The following is a 19455-nucleotide window of genomic DNA, read 5'->3' as shown; positions in this document are numbered from 1 at the left end:
CCTCACCCCCGTGAGGGAGGAAACCGCAGGTCGTCACCGGATCAGGTGATCGTCACGGCCGTCACCGAGTGTCATCGTCACCCTCGGTACCCGACGACGGCCTCCAGGGGGAGGCAGCCGGCCTCGGGTCCTGTCCACTGGGGGAACACGCATGACCTCGCCGTCCTCGGCCGCGCCCTGGCGCGCGCCCATCCGCGGTGTCGCCGGGGGCCTGAGCCTCCTGCTGGCCGCCGGCACCCTCGCGCTGCTGCCCGGCACGGCGCGCGCCGACTCCGCGCCGCTGCTGCCGTCGGCGGCGACGCCGACGACGGTGACCGCCGACGCGCTGCCCACCGTGCAGATCGACGGCGTCGCGTGGGCACAGGCCGTGGTCGGCACCACGGTCTACGTCGGCGGCTCGTTCACCAGCGCCCGCCCCGCCGGCGCCCCGCTGGGCACGAACGAGACCCCGCGGGCCAACCTGCTCGCCTACGACATCCGCACCGGCGAGCTCATCACCTCCTTCGCCCACGACCTCAACGGCCAGGTGCTCGCCGTCGCGGCCTCCCCCGACGGCTCGCGGGTCTACGTGGCCGGCGACTTCACCGCCGTCGACGGCCAGACCCGCCGCCGCGTGGCCGCCTTCGACACCGCCACCGGCGCCCTGGTGCAGAACTGGGCCCCGGCCGTGCAGAGCCAGGTCGCCGCGCTCGCGGTCACCGACGACACCGTCTACCTGGGCGGCAGCATCACCGCGGTCGGCAGCGTCAGCCGCAGCCGGCTGGCCGCGGTCAGCGCCGCCGACGGCAGCCTGCTGCCCTGGGCCCCGGTCCCGGGCGTCGGCTCGACCGCCGGCAACACCAACGGCGCCAAGGGCACCAGCGACGCCGTCCTCGCGCTGACCGTCGCGAGCACCGGCCAGGTCATCGCCGGCGGGCGCTTCGACAGCATGAACGGCGTCAAGGCCACCGGCGTCGCCGCGCTCGACCCGGTCTCCGGCGCCACCAAGCCGTTCGCCGTCAACCAGCGGCTGACCAACCAGGGCGTCAACTCGGCTGTCTACAGCCTGTCGACCTCCGGTGACCTGGTCATCGGCACCGCCTACGACTTCTACGGCCCCGGCAACCTCGAGGGCTCCTTCGTGGTGAACGCCGACGGCGGCTCGATCGTCGAGATCAACGACTGCCGCGGCGACTCCTACTCCAACTACGTGACCGGCGGCGTCGTCTACGTGGCCAGCCACACCCACGACTGCGGCAACATCGGCGGCTTCCCCGAGCAGCCCGAGCGGGTGCACAAGTTCGGCGTCGCCTTCACCCTCGCCCCCACGGGCACCGTCGGCAGCCGCACGATCACCAACGCCAACTTCCGCGGCCAGCCCGCCGGCTCGCTGCTGCCGTGGTTCCCGACCATGACCCCCGGCACCTACACCGGCCAGGCCCAGGCCGGCTGGTCGGTCGCCGGCAACGGCCAGTACGTCGTCTACGGCGGCGAGTTCCCGCGGGTCAACGGCGTCGGCCAGCAGGGCCTGGTGCGCTACGCGCTGCCCGGCGCCGCGCCGAACCGGGTCGGCCCGTCGGCCGAGGGCTTCACCGCCACCGCGACGTCGCCCGCCCCGGGCCGGGTGACCGTCTCCTGGACGGCGACCTCGGACCAGGACAACGCCAACCTCGTCTACCGCGTCGAGCGCGAGGGGCAGGCCCTGCCCGTCGCCGAGACCGTGCAGGCCTCCACCTGGTGGAACCGGCCGGCTCTGTCCGCCGGTGACGCCGGCGTCAGCGGCGACCTGCGCTACCGCGTCACCGCCACCGACCCGTTCGGCAACACGGTCGCCACCGACTGGGTGGCCGTCTCGGTCGCCGTCGCCACCGGCGGGCAGACCCGCCCCTACGCCGACACCGTCCGCGCCGACGGCGCGTCCAACCACTGGCGGCTTGGCGAGACCTCCGGCAACGCCGCCGACGCGATCGGCAGCCGGCCGATGACCGTCGGCGCCGGCGTCAGCCGCAACCAGGCCGGCGCCGTGGCGGGCAACACCGCCTACGCCTTCAACGGCAGCTCCACCGCCACCCTCGCGACCACCGGCACCCAGGCCGCGCCGAACACCTTCACCCAGGAGGCGTGGTTCTCCACCACGTCCACCGCGGGCGGGCGGCTCATGGGCTTCGGCAACAAGAACAGCGGCCAGAGCACGACGTTCGACCGGCAGGTGTACCTCGAGACCAACGGCCGCATCTCGTTCAGCGTGAAGGTGCCGACCTTCTTCGGGCTCTCCCACACCACGCGCACGGTGACCAGCAGCGCCGCCGTCAACGACGGCCGGTGGCACCACGTGGCCGCCACCATGAGCCCCTCCGGCATCGCGCTCTACGTGGACGGCGTCCTGGTCGGCTCGCGCACCGACGCCACCAGCGGCCAGTCGTACAACGGCTACTTCCGCGTGGGCGCCGACAAGGCCGTCGCCGGCGCCGGCACCTTCACCGGCAAGGTCGACGAGGTCGCGCTCTACCCGACCGCGCTGACCGCGCAGCAGATCGCCGCGCACGCCGCCGGCGGCGGCGCCCTGCCGGCGGCCAACATGCCGCCGACCGCGCGCGTCACCGCCACCACCACCGGCCTGGCCGCGTCGTTCGACGCCCGCGGCTCGGCCGACAGCGACGGCACCGTCGCCTCCTACGCCTGGGACTTCGGCAACGGCCAGCGCGGCACCGGCGCCACGGCGTCGCACACCTACGCCACCGCCGGCAGCTACGTCGTCACGCTCACCGTGACCGACGACAAGGGCGCCGCCACGACCGCGAAGACGCTGGTCACCGTGGCCCCGGTCCGGGTCAACCAGGCCCCCACGGCCGCCTTCGCCGCGAGCGGGCGCGACCTCGACGTCAGCGTCGACGGCTCCGCCAGCGACGACGCCGACGGCACCGTCACGGCCTACGCCTGGAACTGGGGCGACGGCTCCGCGGCCGGCACCGGCCGCACCGCCGCGCACACCTACGCCGCGGCCGGCACGTACACGGTCACGCTGACGGTCACCGACAGCGACGGCGCGACGGAGGCGACCTCCCAGCAGGTCACCGTCACCGCGCCGGTCCCGACCGCCCCGATCGCCAAGGACACCTTCGGCCGCACCGTCACCGGCGGCCTGGGCACCGCGGACGTCGGCGGCGCGTGGACCGTGCTCGCCGGCGGCCCGCGCCAGTCGGTCACCGACGGCGTCGCGGAGCTGGGCCTGCCCGGCGCCGGCAACAACACCGGCTCCCACCTAGCCGGCGTGAGCACGGCCGCCGCCGACATCCGCAGCTCCTTCACCCTCGGCTCCGTGCCCACCGGCAGCGGGACGTCGGTCTACGTCGTCGCCCGCCGCACCGCGGCCGGGGACGAGTACCGGGTGCGGATCCGGGTCGACGCCGACGGCGCCGTCTGGCTGGCGCTCTACCGGCTCGCCGGCGGGGTCGAGGCCTTCCCCGGCGGCGAGGTGAAGGTGGCGGGCCTGACCTGGACGCCGGGCACCACGCTGGCCACCCGGGTGCAGATCTCGGGCACCGGCACCACCGCGGTCACCGCGTCGGTGTGGGCGGCCGGCTCCGCCGAGCCGACGACGGCGCAGCTGTCGCGGACCGACACCACCGCTGCCCTGCAGGCGCCGGGCTCCGTCGGCCTGGCCGCCTACCGGCCCAGCAGCGCCACCGCCGCCACCGCGGTCCGGTTCACCGCCTTCCGGGTGGGCCTGGTCGGCGCCGGCCCGCACACCAACGTCGCGCCGACGGCGGCCTTCACCGCGCAGGCAACCGACCTCGCGGTCACCGTCGACGCGGCCGGCTCGGCCGACGGCGACGGCCGGGTCGCCCGGGCGGACTGGGCCTTCGGCGACGGCACCACGGCGACCGGCGCGACCGCCGCGCACACCTACGCGGCGGCCGGCACCTACACCGTCCGGCTCACCGTGACCGACGACGAGGGCGCCACGGCGACCACGACCCGCTCGGTCACCGTCACGGCCCCGGTCGTGGTCGCCCCGGCCGCGCAGATCGCCGCCGACGCCTTCGACCGCACGGTCACCGGCACCCTCGGCACCGCCGACCTCGGTGGCGCCTGGGCGTCCCTGGCGGGTGCCTCCCGCCAGTCGGTCGCCGACGGCGGCGCCGTCCTGCTGGTCAACCCGGCCAACACCACCGGCGCGCACCTGAGCGGGGTCGCGGCCACCGCCGTCGACGTCCGCACCACGGTGTCGTTCTCGGCGGTGCCGGCCGCCGGCACCGGCGCCTACGCCTTCGTCACCGGGCGCCGGGTCGGCACCGCGCAGTACAACGCGCGGCTGCGGGTCCTGCCCGACGGCAGCGTCGGCGTGGCGGTGCTGCGCGAGGTCAACGGCGTCGAGACCGTCCTCGGCCCGGTGACCACGCTGGGCGGCGGGGCCTACGTCCCCGGCACCCCGCTGGAGGTGCGGTTCCGGGTGACCGGCACCGGGACGACGGACCTCGCGCTCACCGTGTGGCAGGCCGGCACGGCCGAGCCGGCCACGCCGACGCTGGTCCGCTCCGACGGCACCGCCGAGCTGCAGGCCCCCGGCTCGATCGGGATCTCGGCCTACCTGTCGGGCAGCGCGACCGGCCCGGTCGCCGTCCGGTTCGAGGGGATCACGGTCGCCGAGGCGCGCTGACCCTCCCGCACGACAGCCCGGTGCCGGGCCGGCCTCGCGCCGGTCCGGCACCGGGCCGTTCGCGCACCGCCTCGCCGTGACGCACGGTGAGGGCGGAGTGCGCTGACGCCCGCCCGACCAGGGGAGATGTACCGCAACGGGTGATCCACGGGGTGTACGGAACGTGACATCGTGCAGGGCAACTGCGCTCACCATCCGTGGGTCGCGACGGGAGACGCACGACTTCGGGGGAGACGACGCGATGAGCGCACCCACCACTGCGGTCCGCCGGCGGGTGCTCGCCGGCACCGTCGGCCTGCTCCTGGCGGCGGGCACCCTGGCGCTGGTGCCGGCGCCCGCGCGCGCCGACTCCGCGCCGGTGCTGCCGAGCCCGGCCAACCCGGTCACGGTCACCGCCGACGCCCTGCCCACCACGCAGATCGACGGCGTCGGCTGGGCGCAGGCGATCGTCGGCGACACCGTCTACGTCGGCGGGGCGTTCACCTCCGCCCGCCCCGCCGGCGCGCCGGCCGGCACGGGGGAGACGCCGCGCAGCAACCTGCTCGCCTACGACGTCCGCACCGGCGAGCTGATCTCCTCCTTCGCCCCGGTCGTCAACGGCCAGGTGCTCGCCGTCGCCGCCTCGCCGGACGGCTCGCGGCTACACATCGGCGGCGACTTCACCGCCGTCGACGGGCAGACCCGCAACCGCGTCGCCGCCTTCGACACCGCCACCGGCGCCCTGGTCGCGGGCTGGAGCCCGTCGGTGAGCAGCCAGGTCCGCGCGATCGCGGCCACGAACGGCACCGTCTACCTCGGCGGCTCGATCACCGCGGTCGGCGGCGTGAGCCGCACCCGGCTGGCGGCCGTCCGCGCCTCCGACGGCGGCCTCCTGCCGTGGGCGCCCGTGCCCGGCACCGGCCCCACCACCGGCAACCGCAACCCCGACCCGGCCCTCAACAGCCGGACCAGCAACGACGTGATGGCGCTGGTCGTGACCGGCGGCGGCGACCAGGTGGTGGCCGGCGGCCGGTTCGACACCATGAACGGCACCAAGGCCACCGGCGTCGCCGCCCTGGACGGCGTCACCGGCGCCACCCGCCCGTTCGCCGTCAACCAGCTGATCACCAACCAGGGCGCCTTCTCCGCGGTGCACAGCCTCTCCACCGACGGCAGCACCGTCTACGGCACCGCCTACGACTACAACGGCCCCGGCAACATGGAGGGCAGCTTCGCCGCCACCGCCGAGGGCGGGCAGGTCGTCGCGATCAACGACTGCCACGGCGACACCTACTCCAGCCACGCCATGGGCGGCGCGCTGTACCTGGCCGGCCACTCCCACGACTGCGAGCAGATCGGCGGCTACCCGGAGCAGAACCCGCGCGTGCACCGGTACGCCGTGGCCCTCACCACCGGCGCCACCGGCGGCACCAACGGCCCGGGCACGCTGCGCAGCGGGAACTTCTACGGCCAGCCGGCGCCCTCGCTGCTCGACTGGTTCCCGACGATGACCCCGGGCGAGGTCACCGGCCAGTTCCAGGCCGGGTGGAGCGTCACCGGCAACGGCCGCTACCTCGTCTACGCCGGCGAGTTCCCCCGCGTGAACGGCGTCGGCCAGGCCGGGCTGGTCCGCTACGCGCTGCCCGACACCGCGCCCAACCGGGTCGGCCCCAACGCCGACGGGTTCACCGCCGGCGCCGCGCTCACCGCGCCCGGGACGGCGCAGGTGAGCTTCCGCGCCACGTCCGACCAGGACAACGAGTGGCTGACCTACCGGGTCTACCGCGACAGCGAGACCGCCGCGAACCTGGTCGCCGAGCTCACCCGCGCCTCCACCTGGTGGAGCCGGCCGCTGGTGTCGGTGACCGACCCCGCGGCCACCGCGACCTCGCGCTACCGCGTGGTCGCCACCGACCCGTTCGGCAACCGGGCGGTCACGCCGTGGACCGCCGTCGACCCGGCCGGGGTGCCGGCGACGCCGTCCTACCGGGACGCCGTCGCCGCCGACGGCGCGCTCGAGCACTGGCGGCTGGGCGAGACGCCCGCGCAGCTGGCCGCCGCCGGGAACCTGGCCCCCGGCGCGATGGGGCTGGCGCCGCTGATGGCGATGCCCGGCGTGACCGCCGGCGTCCCCGGGGCGCTCACCGGTGACGCCGACACCGCCTACTCCCTGGACGGCACGCCGGCCGGGTACCTGGTCCTGCCCGCGCAGTTCCCGCCGCTGGACACCGTCACGGTCGAGGCCTGGTTCCGCACCGACTCCGCCGCCGGCGGCCTCATCGCCGGCTTCGGCGACGCCATGACCGGCACCAGCACCGTGGTCGACCGGCTGACCTGGCTCGACGCCGACGGCCGGGTGAACTTCGGCGTCAGCCCCGAGGCGGGCGTGCGCCGGACGGTCACCAGCGAGGAGTCCTACGCCGACGGCGAGTGGCACCTGGTCGCCTCCACGCTGAGCCCGGCGGGGATGTTCCTCTACGTCGACGGCGAGCTGGCCGGCTCCCGCACCGACACCACCCGCGGCCTGACCCGGAACAGCTACTTCCGGGTCGGCGGCGACGCCACCTGGACCGAGGGGGTCGGCTACCTCGACGGCGACCTGGACGAGGTCGCGGTCTACCTGTCGCCGACCACCTCGGCGCGCGCCGAGGAGCACTTCCTCGTCGGCACCACCGGCGCCGAGCCGAACCTGGCCCCGCGGGCGGCGTTCACCACCGCCACCGCCGGGCTGGCGCTCACCGTCGACGGCCGCTTCTCCCGCGACCCCGACGGCGACACCGTCACCGCGTCGTGGAACTGGGGCGACGGCTCCCCGGCCGGCAGCGGGGCCACGGCCTCGCACACCTACTCGGCGCCGGGCACCTACACCGTCGTCCTCACCGCCACCGACGCCGGCGGCGCGACGTCCACGGCCCGCCAGCAGGTCACGGTCACCCGCGCCAACCAGCCGCCGACGGCGGCGTTCACGGCCACGCCCGCCGGGCTGACCGTGTCGGTCGACGCCGCCGGGTCGGCCGACGCCGACGGCACGGTCGCCGCCCACGCCTGGGACTGGGGCGACGGCACCGCGGCGGGCTCGGGCGCGACCGCGTCGCACGACTACGCCGCGGCGGGCACGTACACCGTGACGCTCACGGTCACCGACGACGACGGCGCGACGGCGCAGACGACCCGCGTGGTGACGGTGAGCGCGCCGGCGGGGCCGCAGGTGCTCGCCGCCGACGCCTTCGGCCGGTCGGTCACCGGCGGCCTGGGCACCGCCGACGTCGGCGGCGCCTGGACGCCGCTGGTCGGCGCCTCCCGGCAGTCGGTCGCCGGCGGGACCGCCGTGCTCACCCTGGCCAAGGGCAACAACGCCGGATCCCACCTGGGCGGGGTGTCGGCGACCGACGTCGACCTGCGCACCACGGTGTCGCTGTCCGCGGTGCCCAACGGGGGCTCCGGGGCGCTGGCGTTCGTGACCGGCCGGCGGGTCGGGACCGCGCAGTACAACGCGCGGCTGCAGGTGTCGCCCACCGGCGCGATCACCGTCGCGCTGCTGCGCGAGGTCGGCGGCGTCGAGTCCCAGCTCGGCGCGGCGGTGACCCTCGCCGGGCCGGCCTACACGGCGGGCACGCCGCTGCAGGTGCACCTCGAGGTGACCGGCACCGCGCCGACGGCCCTGGAGCTCACGGTGTGGCGGGGCGGCAGCGCCGAGCCCGCGACCCCGACGCTGACCCGCACCGACGCCACCGCCGGGCTCCAGGCGCCCGGCTCCGTCGGCCTCGCCGGCTACCTCTCCGGCAGCGCCACCGCGCCGGTCGCCGTCCGGTTCGACGACCTGCGGGTCACCGCCCCGGGCACGGCGCAGCCGCCGGCCAACGCGGCCCCGGTCGCGGCGTTCACCGCGCAGGCCACCGGCCTGTCGGTGGCGGTGGACGGCGCCGGGTCGGCCGACGCCGACGGCACGGTCGCCTCGTACGCGTGGGCCTGGGGCGACGGCACCCCCGCCGGCTCCGGGGCCACCGCGACCCACGCCTACGCCGCGGCGGGCACGTATCCCGTCACGCTGACGGTGACCGACGACGACGGCGCCACGGCCACCACCACCCGGTCGGTGACCGTGACTGCGCCCGAGGGTCCGCAGCAGCCGCAGGTGCTGGCCGCCGACGCCTTCGGCCGCACGGTGAGCGGCGGGCTGGGCACCGCCGACGTCGGCGGGGCCTGGACCGCGACGGCCGGCGCGAGCCGGCTGTCGGTGGCCGGCGGCACCGCCGTGCTGAACCTGCCCGGCGCCGGCAACGAGACCGCCGCGCACCTCGGCGCGGTCCGCACGAGCACCGCCGACGTGCGGGCGACCGTCACCCTGGCGTCGACGCCGACCGGCAACGGCACGTACGCGTTCGTCACCGGCCGGCGGGTCGCCGCCGGCGAGGAGTACACGGTCCGCGTGCGGGTCGCCGCCGACGGCGGGGTGTGGCTGGCCCTGTCCCGGACGACCGGCAACGTGGAGACCTTCCCCGGCGGGGAGGTCCGCGCGACCGGCCTCACCTGGACGCCGGGCACGCCGCTGGCCGTCCGGGTGCAGGTGTCGGGCACCGGCACCACGACGATCACCGGGTCGGTGTGGGCCGCGGGGTCCGCCGAGCCGGCCGCGCCGCAGCTGTCGCGGACCGACACCACCGCCGCGCTGCAGCAGCCCGGGTCGGTCGGGGTCGGCGCCTACCGCCCCGGCGGCGCGACCGCGGCGACGTCGGTGCGCGTCGACGACCTGACGGTGACCGCGGTGGGTGCGACCCCGCCGCCGCCGAACGCGGCGCCGGTCGCGGCGTTCACCGCGCAGCCCACCGGCCTGGCGGTGGCCGTGGACGGCACCGGGTCCACCGACGCCGACGGCACGGTCGCCGTGCACGCCTGGAGCTGGGGCGACGGCACCGCGGCGGGCTCGGGCGCCACGGCGTCGCACACCTACGCCGCGGCGGGCACGTACACCGTCACGCTGACGGTGACCGACGACGACGGCGCCACGGCGAGCACCACCCGCTCGGTCACCGTCACGGCACCGGAGGGGCCGGCGCAGCCGCAGGTGCTGGCCGCCGACGCGTTCGGCCGCACGGTGAGCGGCGGGCTGGGCACCGCCGACGTCGGCGGCGCCTGGACCGCCTCCTCCGGGGCCGGCCGGCTGTCGGTCGACGGCGGCGCGGCGGTGCTGGGGCTGCCCGGCGCGGGCAACGTCACCGGGGCCCACCTGCCCGGGGTCGCCTCGACCGCGGTCGACCTGCGCACGGCGTTCACCCTGTCGGCGGCACCGACCGGCGCCACCGGCACCGTCGTCACGCTGACCGGCCGGCGGGTCGGCGCGGGCCAGGAGTACTCGGTCCGCGTCCGCGTCGCCGCCGACGGCGGGGTGTGGCTGGCGCTGTCCCGGGTGACCGGCGGCGTCGAGTCCTTCCCCGGCGGGGAGGTGCGGGTGGCCGGGCTGACCTGGACGCCGGGCACCGCGCTGGCCGTGCAGGTCCGGGTCACCGGCACCGGCACCACCACGGTCACCGGGAAGGTCTGGGCGCTCGGCGCGGCCGAGCCGACGGCGCCGCAGCTGACGCGGACGGACACGACCGCGGCCCTGCAGGCCCCGGGCGGCGTGGGGCTGGCGGCCTGGCGGCCGAGCACCAACACCGCCGCGACGGCGGTGCGCGTCGACGACCTGACGGTCACCGCGGCGCAGTGACGGGCGGTCACCGGCGGCCGGGCCCCTCCTCCTCGTGGGGGAGGCCCGGCCCGACCGGGTGACCCGTGCGGGTGAGGCCGTCCGGCCAGGCCTCCCCGGGGCCCGGGTGCGCGTCGATGCTGGTCGGGACCGACGACGCCCGCCGTGTGGCGCCGCGTCGTCCGACGCACGGACAGCACCTCAGGGGGAGGCCACAGTGGACGGCTCGCGGAACGCCCGTGCCGGTGACCGGCCGGCGGTCCGGCGATGACCGCGGTCGCCGAGCGCCGTCCGGGGGACGCCGCGCCCGAGGGCCTGCGCGCGACCCTGCACCGGCTCGCCGCCGCCCAGAAGGGCTCGGCCGGTGCACCGCTGTACTCCCGCTTCGTCAACCGGCCGCTGGGACGGCTGTTCGCCGCGCTCGCCCACACCGCCGGGCTGACGCCCAACGCGGTGACCGCGGTGAGCGCCGCGTTCACCGGCACCGGCATCGCGCTGCTGGCGCTGGTGTCGCCGTCGGTGCCGATGGGGCTGGCCGTGGCCGGCTGCCTGGTGCTCGGCTACGGCCTGGACGCCGCCGACGGCCAGCTCGCCCGGCTGCGCGGCGGCGGCTCGCCGGCGGGGGAGTGGCTCGACCACATGGTCGACGCCGCCAAGGTCGCCGGCCTGCACCTGGCCGTGGCGATCGGCCTGTACCGCTTCGCCGACGTCGACCCCGCCGTCCTGCTGATCCCGCTCGGCTTCTGCTTCGTCGACGTCGTGATCTTCTTCGCGATGATGCTGAACGAGGCGCTGCGCGCCCAGCACGGCGTCGCCACCCGCGCCCAGGGGCCCACCCGCCAGGTCGGCATCGTCCGGTCGCTGCTGGCGCTGCCCACCGACTACGGCGTGCTCGCGCTCACCTTCGCCCTGTTCGGCGCCACCTCGGTGTTCGTCCCGGTCTACGCCGCGCTCGGCCTCGCCGAGGGGCTGTTCCTCGCCCTGGCCCTGGTCAAGTGGTTCCGGGAGATGGACCGGCTGCCCCGATGACCCGCCCCCCGCTGCTGGTCGTGCACCCCGGGGCGGAGCTGTACGGCGCCGACCGGATGCTGCTGGAGTCGGCGATCGCCCTGGCCGGCCACTACGACGTGACGGTCGCGCTGCCCGGCCCCGGCCCGCTGGCCGGCGAGCTGGAGGCGCGCGGCCTGCGGGTCGAGACCTGCCCGATGCCGGTGCTGCGCAACTCCGCGCTGCGCCCGCGCGGCGCGCTGCGGCTGCTGGCCGACGCCGCCCGCGGCGTGCTGCCGGCGCTGCGGCTGCTGCGCCGCTCCCGCGGCGTCTACGTCAGCACCCTGACCCTGCCCTCGTGGCCGCTGCTCGCCCGGCTGGCCGGCCGGTGGTCGGTCTGCCACGTGCACGAGGCCGAGCAGTCCGCGCCCCGGCTGCTGCGCCGCGGGATGGCGCTGTGCCCGGCACTGGCCGACCGCGTCGTCGCCAACAGCCGGTTCACGCTCGAGGTGCTCACCGAGGTCGCCCCGCGGCTGCGCCGCCGCGCGACCGTGGTGCACAACGCGGTCCGCGGGCCGGCCGAGGCGACGCCGGCCCGCACCCGGGTCGACGGCCCGCTGCGCCTGCTGTTCGTCGGCCGGCTCAACCCGCGCAAGGGCCCGCAGGTGGCGATCGCCGTGCTGCGGGAGCTGCTCGACCGCGGCGTCGACGCCCGGCTGACCGTCGTCGGCTCGGTGTTCCCCGGCTACGAGTGGTTCGCCGACGAGCTGCACGCCGCCGTCGCCGGGGCCGGACTGACCGGCCGGGTCGAGTTCCCCGGCTTCTCCGCCGACGTCTGGCCGCTGCTGGCCGACGCCGACGTCGTCCTCGTGCCCGCGCTGGGCGACGAGTCCTTCGGCAACACCGCCGTCGAGGCGGTCCTGGCCGCGCGGCCGCTGGTGGTCAGCGACCACAGCGGCCTGCGCGAGGCCGCCGCCGGCTACGCCTCCGCGCAGGCCGTCGCCGCCGGCGACGTGCCGGCGTGGGCCGACGCGATCGCCCGGGTGGCCGCCGACTGGCCGCGGTTCCGCGCGGCCGCCCTGGCCGACGCGGCCGAGGCCCGCCGCCGGTCGGCGCCGGAGCGGTACGCCGCCGAGCTGGTCGCCGCGGTGGCCGGTCCGGGCGCGCCGGCGCCGGTGCACGAGCTGGGGGCCGGCCCGGCCGTGGACACGGAGGCCGCGGCGTGAGCGGCCCCCTCGCCGCGCCGGCGATCCTCATGTACCACTCGATCAGCGCCTCGACCGAGCCCGACCCGCACCGCATCCGGGTGCACCCCGACCGGCTGGACCGGCACCTGCGGCTGCTGCGCCGGCTGGGCCTGCGCGGCGTCTCGCAGACCGAGCTGGTCCGCGCCGTCGACCGCGGGGAGGCGGCCGGCCTGGTGGGGCTCACCTTCGACGACGGGTACGCCGACTTCCTGACCACCGCCGTCCCGGTGCTGGCCCGGCACGGCATGACGGCGACGGTCTACGTCGTCGCCGGGCACATGGGCGCCACCAACTCGTGGGACACCGGCCCGCAGTTCCCGATCATGACCGCCGACCAGGTGCGCGCGGTCGCCGCCGCCGGGCACGAGGTGGGCAGCCACACGACCAGCCACGCGCGCCTGGCCGGCGCCGACCCGGCCGTGCTCGCCGCCGAGCTCGCCGACAGCCGCCGGCTGCTCGAGGACGTCGTCCAGGCCGAGGTGCCCGGCTTCTGCTACCCCTACGGCTCCTACGACGCGGCCGCGGCCGACGCCGTGCGCGCCGTGGGCTACGACAACGCCTGCGTCACCGGCGACTACGACCCGGGCGACCGGCACACGCTGCCGCGCTGCTACGTCAGCCCCCGCGACACCGGCGCGCACATCGCGGCGCGGCTGGCCCGGCACGCCCTGCGGGTGCGCCGCGGTGCCGCCGCGGCGCCGGCCGGGAGCCGCTGAGCCGTGAGATCCCCGCTGCTGGGCCTGCTGCGCCGGCGCGCCACGGTCGCCGTCGTCGGGCAGGCGACGATGGCGCTGGCCGGGCTCGCGCTGCAGGTGACCGCCGCCCGGCTGCTCGGCGCCGGCGGGCTGGCGGTGTTCTCGCTGGTCTACGGCGCGCTGGTGCTGGTCACGGCGGTGTGCAGCGGGATGGTCGGCGACTCGCTGACCGTGCTGGACCGGCACGAGCGGTCGGTGCGCGCCGGGCTGCACGTGTGGACGGCGATCGTGTCGGCGGCCGCGGGGCTCGCCGGCGCGCTCGCCGCGCTGGTCAGCGGCGCGGTGCCGGTGTGGGCCGGGCTGCTGCTGGCCCCGGCGTGCGCGGCGTTCGTCGTCGAGGACACGCTGCGCCGGCTGCTCATGGCGTGCGGCCGCTACGCCGCGCTGCCCGTAGTCGACGGCACCAGCCTGGTCGGCGCCCTGGCCACGCTCGGGCTGGCCGGGCTCGCCGGCGAGGTGACGCTGGCCTCCTTCGTCGTCGCGCTGCTCGTCGGCCAGGCGTCCGCGGCCGTCGTCGCCTGGTGGCTGGTGCCCGCCGGGGAGCGGCCGGCCGGCCCGTGGCGCCGTCCCGGGCTGCGCGCGGTCGCCGGCTTCGGCGTGTGGCGGGCCGTGGCGCAGACCTTCCGGCCGGGGTCGCTCACCCTCCTGCGGCTGCTGGTCATCGGCATGGCCGGCGCCGCCGCCTACGGCCCGCTGGAGGCCGCCCGCGTCTACACCGCGCCGATGCTCACGCTGATCGCCGGCACCGCCTCCTTCCTGCTGCCGCACTTCGTCGGCCTGCGTGGCCGGCCGCTGGCCGGCAGCCTGCGGGTCGCCGACCGGGCGGCGCTGGGCCTGGTGGCCGGCGTCTGCGGGCTCGGCCTCGGCGCGCTGGCGCTGCTGCCGTGGCTGGGGCCGGCGCTGAGCGGCGGGGACTACGCCGTGCCCGTGACCGCCGTCGCCGGCTGGACGGTGTACGCCGCGGGCGCCGCGCTGCTGCTGCCCTACGCCTCGCTGTCGTCCGTGCACGGCGCCCAGCGGCGGGTCGTCGCCCTGCGGACGGTGGAGTTCGCCTCGCTGGCGGCGGTGGCCGCGCTGATGCTGCTCGCCCCGGACGCGGTGGCGTGGGCCCCGTTCGCGCTGGCCACCGGGCCCGCGCTGACGGCGCTGGCCGTGCGGCAGTCGGTCGTCGTCCCGCTGGTGCGCGCCGACGTCCGCCGCCCGGTCCCCGAGGTGGTGCCGGCATGACGCGGTCGACCTCGGTGCCGGCCCGGCTGCTGTTCTGCATGCTGCTGCTGGTCCTCACGACCGTCGGCTGGCGGCGCGGCACCTACTTCACCGGCTCGCTGGACCCGGTGGTCGCGGCGAAGGGGGCGCTGAGCGTCGTCGCCCTGGCGGTGGCGTTCTTCGGCACACGCCGGTACCGGTTGGGCACCGGCACCCTGTGGGCGCTGGGCGTCCTGCTCTCGGCCACGGTCCTCGGGGCGCTGACCCACGGGCCGCTGGTCGCCGGCGGGGTGATCGCCGTCCGGGTGTCGATCATCGCGCTCACCGTCGTCCTGCTGCTGCGCGGCCACACGACGACGCAGTTCTTCGCCGCGCTGGCCCGCGCGTGCGCCGTCATCGGCGGCGTCGCCGCGGTCACCGGCGTCTCGACGCTGTCCAGCGGCCGGCTCTCGGGCGGCTTCCCCGAGCTGGCGCCCAACGAGCTGGCGCTGCTGGCGTGCCTGGTCGTGCTGTTCGCCGGCTGGCGGATCGCGGTCGGCGGGGCGGGCCTGGGCGCCGCGGCGGTGGCCGTCGTCGCGCTCGGCGTCCTCTGGTCCACCGGCTCCCGCACGGCGCTGCTCATGCTGCTGCCCGCGCTGCTGGTCATGGCGCTGCACGTGCGGCGCGCCCGGGTGGGCCTGGTGGTCAGCGGGCTGCTCGCCGGGGTCGCGGCGGTGGTCGCGGTGTTCGGCACCGACGCCATCTCGGCGTTCCTCGAGCGCGACGGCGAGGGCACCAGCACGGTCGAGTCCCGGTTCGTCGCGTGGGAGGCCGCCACCGTCTGGGCCGACGACCGCTGGCAGCTCGCGTTCGGCGGCGGGCTCTCGGTGAAGATCATCCGGGTCAAGGGGCAGTTCTGGGACACCCAGCCGCTGGACAGCAGCTGGTTCTCCCTGCTCGTGCAGGCCGGGCTGGTCGGGCTGCTCGTGGCCGGGGTCTGGGCGCTGTGGGCGCTGCGCGGCGCCCTGCTCGCGCCGCGGGCGCACCGCGCGCTGTTCCTCGGCGCGCTCGTCTTCCTGCTCGGCCGCAGCGTGCTGGAGAGCGGGCTGTTCGACGCGACGCCGGACTTCCTCGCCTTCCTCGCGGTCTCGCTGCTCGCCGAGGGCGGGTCCCGCCGGCGGCTGGCCGCGGAGGACCCGCCGGACGACGACGGTGCCGGCGTGCCGCCTCCCGGAGCTGCCCGGCCCGCGCCCGCGCTCGCCGGCTGACCGCCCCGGGCCGTCCTTCTCCCCTCACCGCCGTCCGGTCCGCAGGCCCGGGACCCGCTGGGGGAACGGGGCGTCAGCTCCCGCGCGCGGCGAGCTCGACCAGCGCCTCGGCGACGCGGTCGACGTCCTCGGTGTCGGTGGCCCAGTCGGACACCGAGATGCGCATGAGGCGCTCGCCGCGGTAGGTGGTCCCGCTGAAGAAGGCGAGTCCCTGGGCCCGGATGCCGGCCATCACCGCGTCGGCTCGCCGGCCGTGGTCGCCGTCCGGGGACGGCCAGCGGACGAGCACCTGGTTCGACACGACGTCGTTGACGATCTGCGCACGGCCGCTCGCCGCCAGCACCTGCGCGAACCGCTGGGCGTGGCCGACGGTGCGGTCGACGAGCGCGGCGACGCCCGACCGCCCGAGGGAACGGAGCGTGGCGTAGACGCCGACACCGCGGGCGCGGCGGGAGAACTCGGGGTTCCAGTCCATCGGGTCGCGGGCGCCGGTGCCCTGCTCCAGGTAGCTGGCCTGCACGCTCGTCGCGGCCATGTGCGCGGCGGGGTTCCGGCAGATCGCCACGCCGCAGTCGTAGGCGACGTTGAGCAGCTTGTGGCCGTCGGTGGACCAGGAGTCCAGCCGGTCGAGACCCCGCACGTGCCGGGCCATGCTCGGCGCCGCGGCGGCGAGCAGCATCACGGCGCCGTCGACGTGCACCCACGTCGGGTTGCCCCTCGCCCGGTGCCGGGCCGCGAGATCGGCGACCGCGTCGAAGTCGTCGAACGCGCCGGTGTTCACGTTCCCGCACTCCACGGCGATGATCGTGGGCCCCGACACCGCCTGCAGGGTGCGCTCGAGCGCCTCGGGCAGGACCCGGTCCTGCGCGTCGCAGGGCACCAGGACGGCCGACCGTTCGCCGAGCCCGAGGAAGCGCAGGGCCCGCAGCACGGTGGAGTGCACGCCCTCCTTGAGGACGACGGTGACTGCCGGCGCACCGATCAGGCCGTCGGCCTCGACGTCCCACCCGGCCTGGCGCAGCACCTCGTGGCGGGCCGCCGCCAGGCAGGTGAAGTTCGCCATCTGCCCGCCCGTGACGAAGCCGACCGAGCTCTCCGCGGGGAGGTGCAGCAGGTCCACCAGCCAGCGTGCCGCCAGTTCCTCCGCGACCGCGACGCCCGGCGTGGGCGGGAACAGCCCGGCGTTCTGGTCCCAGGTCGAGACCAGGAGCTCTGCACCCCACGATGCCGGGTGCAGCCCGCCGATGACGAACCCGAAGAACCGACCACTGGCATGGGCGGTGACGAAGGGCGTGAGGTCACGTGCGAGCTCGGACACGACCTGCACGGGGTCGACGCCGTCGTCCGTGAGCGGGTGGTCGAGCGCGGCCCTGACCTCCGGATACCCCTTCTCGGGGTAGACCCGCCGGGTCGGGAGCGAGTGCAGGTATCCCAGCGCCGCCGGGGCGACCACGCCCAGGACGCTCTCCCAGTCCGAGCGGTGCATGGGGCTCCCTCGTCGTCGACGAGCGCCATGCTGTCACGGCGACGCGCCGCCCGAGGGCGCATTCCTGCGGGGACGGGACGCTCGTCCGCGCCCGGCGGACCACCGGCAGGTCCGCCGTCCGCGCGGCGATCGGGTCAGCGGCGCGCGGAGCCGTTCATCGCCGGCTGCTTGCCCTTGCCGGGGGCCTTCGGCGGGGCCTCCGACCCGGCCGCCGGCTGCTCGGCCGCCGGCTCGGCGACGGTCCTCGCCCGGCGGCGGCGCACCAGCGCCACGGCCAGCGGCGTGATCCCGGACGACGCCAGGATGCGGCGCATCTCGCGCAGCTCCTCGCCGTGGACGCGGCCGTCGGCGACGACGAGGACGACGCCGTCGTGCCGCTCCGCGACCTGCTTCCAGACCCCCAGCGACGCCAGCGGGTCGCCGATCTCCAGCCGGACCCGCGGGCCCTCGGCGCTGACCGCGCCGGCCACGAAGTCCGAACCGGTCACGCTCGCGGTCACCCCGCGGCCGCGCAGCACCGCCGCGACCTCCTCGGCGAAGCCCCGGGTGGTCCGGGCCTCCGACGGCGAGGGGGAGAGCAGCACCACGCGCACGGGCCGCTCCTCGGCGCGGGACTCCAGCCGGCGGGCGAGCACGGCCGCCGACCGGCCGGTCAGCCCGCTGCGCTGCGCCCGGCCGGAGCGCTGGACGAGCAGCTCCGTGCCGCCGGCCTCGCCCCAGACGCGGCGCAGGTCGTCCTCGGTGTGCAGGGTGGTGTCCATGCGGCTGCGCACGACGGCGGCGGCCAGGCCGAGCAGCAGGCCGGCGAGCACACCCAGCGCCAGCAGGTGGAGCAGGACCGGGGAGGCGGGGGAGGTCGGCGCCACCGCGGGGTCGGCGACGGTCAGGTGCACCGGCTCGTCGCCGGACGACGGCGTCTCCAGGGTCTCCACGACGTCGGCGAACCGGTCGGCGACCGCGTTGGCGATCGCCGCCGCCTCGTCGGGGTCGGGCCCGCTCACGGTCACGTGCAGCTGGGTGGTGTCGGCGGGGTTGGACGCCGAGACCCGCGAGCGCAGGTCGGCCAGGGAGTCGTCGAGCGCCAGGTCGCTGCGGACCGGGGCCAGCACCGCCTCGCTGGTGACGATCTCCGGGTAGCTCTTCACCCGCTGCTGGACGAACGAGGCGCTGTTGGGGATGGACGGCGACACCGAGACGAAGACGGTCGAGGTGGCCTCGTAGGTCTTCGGCGTCTGCGCGAAGACGGCGAGCGCGGCCAGCGCGCCCACCAGCGTCGTGCCGGCCCAGATCAGCCAGTGGCGCCGCAGCGCCGCCAGGTAGTCCCGCAGCTCCATGCCGTTCGCTCCCTGCCGTGCGTCCCCCGGGCGGCCGGTCCGGCCACCCCCGCGGGAGACGTCCCCCAGTCGGAGCGGCGAAGATAACCCGCAGGTCAGCGGGTCGGACCCGCTCCGGCCGGTCGCCTCACCCGTCCGGGGGTCCCCGCGGCCGGGGTCCGGCCGCCCGCCCCCGCCGGCCGCCGCCCGATGGGGTGAAGATCGCCGCCGAGGTCACCTTGAGTGACCGGATCTGCCGTAACTTCCAGGCCGTTCGCGCAACGCAGCGCCCTGCGGGTCATCGGATGTGACCCACAGTCACAGGGGACGGCGTCCGCCCCCGGTGGGCCTGCGACGCAGACGATCGGGGGATCGCAATGACGGTGATCGGCTACGCGCCCGGCGCGTACGACCTGTTCCACATCGGGCACCTGAACATCCTCAGGCACGCCGCCGAGCACTGTGACCACCTGATCGCCGGCGTCGTCTCCGACGAGATGCTGCTGCAGACCAAGGGCCGGCTGCCGGTCGTGCCGCTCGCCGAGCGGATGGAGATCGTCCGCGCGCTGCGGTTCGTCGACGACGTCCACGCCGAGGTCGTCCCGGACAAGATCGACACCTGGCGCCAGGTGCGCTTCGACGTGATCTTCAAGGGCGACGACTGGCGGGGGACGCCGAAGGGCGTGAAGTTGGAGAGCGACTTCGCCGCCGTGGGCGTCGAGGTGCGCTACTTCCCGTACACGATGCACACCTCCAGCACGGCCCTGCGCAAGGCGCTCGCCGCGCTGGAGACCGCGGTCCCGGCCCCCCGGTCGTCCCGCGCGCTGACCTCCTGACGCGGGCGGCGCCCGTTCCCGGGCGCGACTAACCTCGGGGGTCGGCCCCGCCGCACTCGGCGGCACCGTCGTGG

The 19455-nt window shown here is 76.7% G+C and carries 10 protein-coding genes; 8 read left to right on the top strand and 2 right to left on the bottom strand.

Translation table 11 applies throughout. The features are described from left to right. Positions 1 to 151: 151 nt before the first annotated feature. The 7 genes from ACI79F_RS14570 to ACI79F_RS14540 all read left to right on the top strand — a co-directional run bounded on the left by ACI79F_RS14570 (position 152) and on the right by ACI79F_RS14540 (position 15746). Complete coding sequence (locus ACI79F_RS14570; RefSeq protein ID WP_456545614.1) at positions 152 to 4639, top strand: PKD domain-containing protein; 4488 nt, start codon at positions 152 to 154, stop codon at positions 4637 to 4639. 241 nt (positions 4640 to 4880) lie between these two features. Continuing rightward, positions 4881 to 10325, top strand: a complete 5445-nt coding sequence (locus ACI79F_RS14565; RefSeq protein ID WP_456545615.1) for a PKD domain-containing protein — start codon at positions 4881 to 4883, stop codon at positions 10323 to 10325. 246 nt (positions 10326 to 10571) lie between these two features. Beyond that, the gene (locus ACI79F_RS14560) at positions 10572 to 11333 is read left to right on the top strand and encodes a CDP-alcohol phosphatidyltransferase family protein (protein WP_456545616.1); all 762 of its coding nucleotides are present in this window, start codon (positions 10572 to 10574) and stop codon (positions 11331 to 11333) included. Continuing rightward, a complete protein-coding gene (locus tag ACI79F_RS14555; RefSeq protein WP_456545617.1) occupies positions 11330 to 12517 on the top strand; it encodes a glycosyltransferase family 4 protein in 1188 nt (395 codons plus the stop codon). Before ACI79F_RS14560 ends, ACI79F_RS14555 begins: the two co-directional genes overlap by 4 nt. Next, positions 12514 to 13254, top strand: coding sequence for a polysaccharide deacetylase family protein (locus ACI79F_RS14550; RefSeq protein WP_456545618.1), 741 nt, complete (start codon positions 12514 to 12516; stop codon positions 13252 to 13254). Before ACI79F_RS14555 ends, ACI79F_RS14550 begins: the two co-directional genes overlap by 4 nt. A 3-nt stretch (positions 13255 to 13257) precedes the next feature. Then, the gene (locus ACI79F_RS14545; RefSeq protein WP_456545619.1) at positions 13258 to 14520 is read left to right on the top strand and encodes a hypothetical protein; all 1263 of its coding nucleotides are present in this window, start codon (positions 13258 to 13260) and stop codon (positions 14518 to 14520) included. Beyond that, positions 14517 to 15746: an O-antigen ligase family protein gene (locus tag ACI79F_RS14540; RefSeq protein ID WP_456545620.1), complete on the top strand. Its 1230-nt coding sequence runs from the start codon at positions 14517 to 14519 to the stop codon at positions 15744 to 15746. The genes ACI79F_RS14545 and ACI79F_RS14540 overlap by 4 nt, the downstream gene beginning before the upstream one ends. 73 nt (positions 15747 to 15819) lie before the next feature. Here ACI79F_RS14540 and ACI79F_RS14535 read toward each other — a convergent pair whose 3' ends face one another. Both ACI79F_RS14535 and ACI79F_RS14530 read right to left on the bottom strand, forming a co-directional pair. Continuing rightward, a complete protein-coding gene (locus ACI79F_RS14535; RefSeq protein WP_456545621.1) occupies positions 15820 to 17232 on the bottom strand; it encodes a pyridoxal phosphate-dependent decarboxylase family protein in 1413 nt (470 codons plus the stop codon). A 134-nt stretch (positions 17233 to 17366) separates the two neighbouring features. Further along, positions 17367 to 18566 carry a YveK family protein gene (locus ACI79F_RS14530; protein ID WP_456545622.1) on the bottom strand — a complete coding sequence of 400 codons (1200 nt, stop codon included), beginning with the start codon at positions 18564 to 18566 and terminating at the stop codon, positions 17367 to 17369. A 356-nt stretch (positions 18567 to 18922) separates the two neighbouring features. On the opposite strand from ACI79F_RS14530, the gene ACI79F_RS14525 reads away from it, so the two are divergent. Further along, on the top strand, positions 18923 to 19381 hold the full coding sequence (locus ACI79F_RS14525) for an adenylyltransferase/cytidyltransferase family protein (RefSeq protein ID WP_456545623.1): 459 nt from the start codon (positions 18923 to 18925) through the stop codon (positions 19379 to 19381). Positions 19382 to 19455: the final 74 nt, after the last annotated feature.

It is taken from the genome of Blastococcus sp. SYSU D00868 (genome assembly GCF_054050575.1).
Note: the sequence above shows the minus strand (reverse complement) of the source record. Positions and strands in the feature narration are given on the sequence as shown.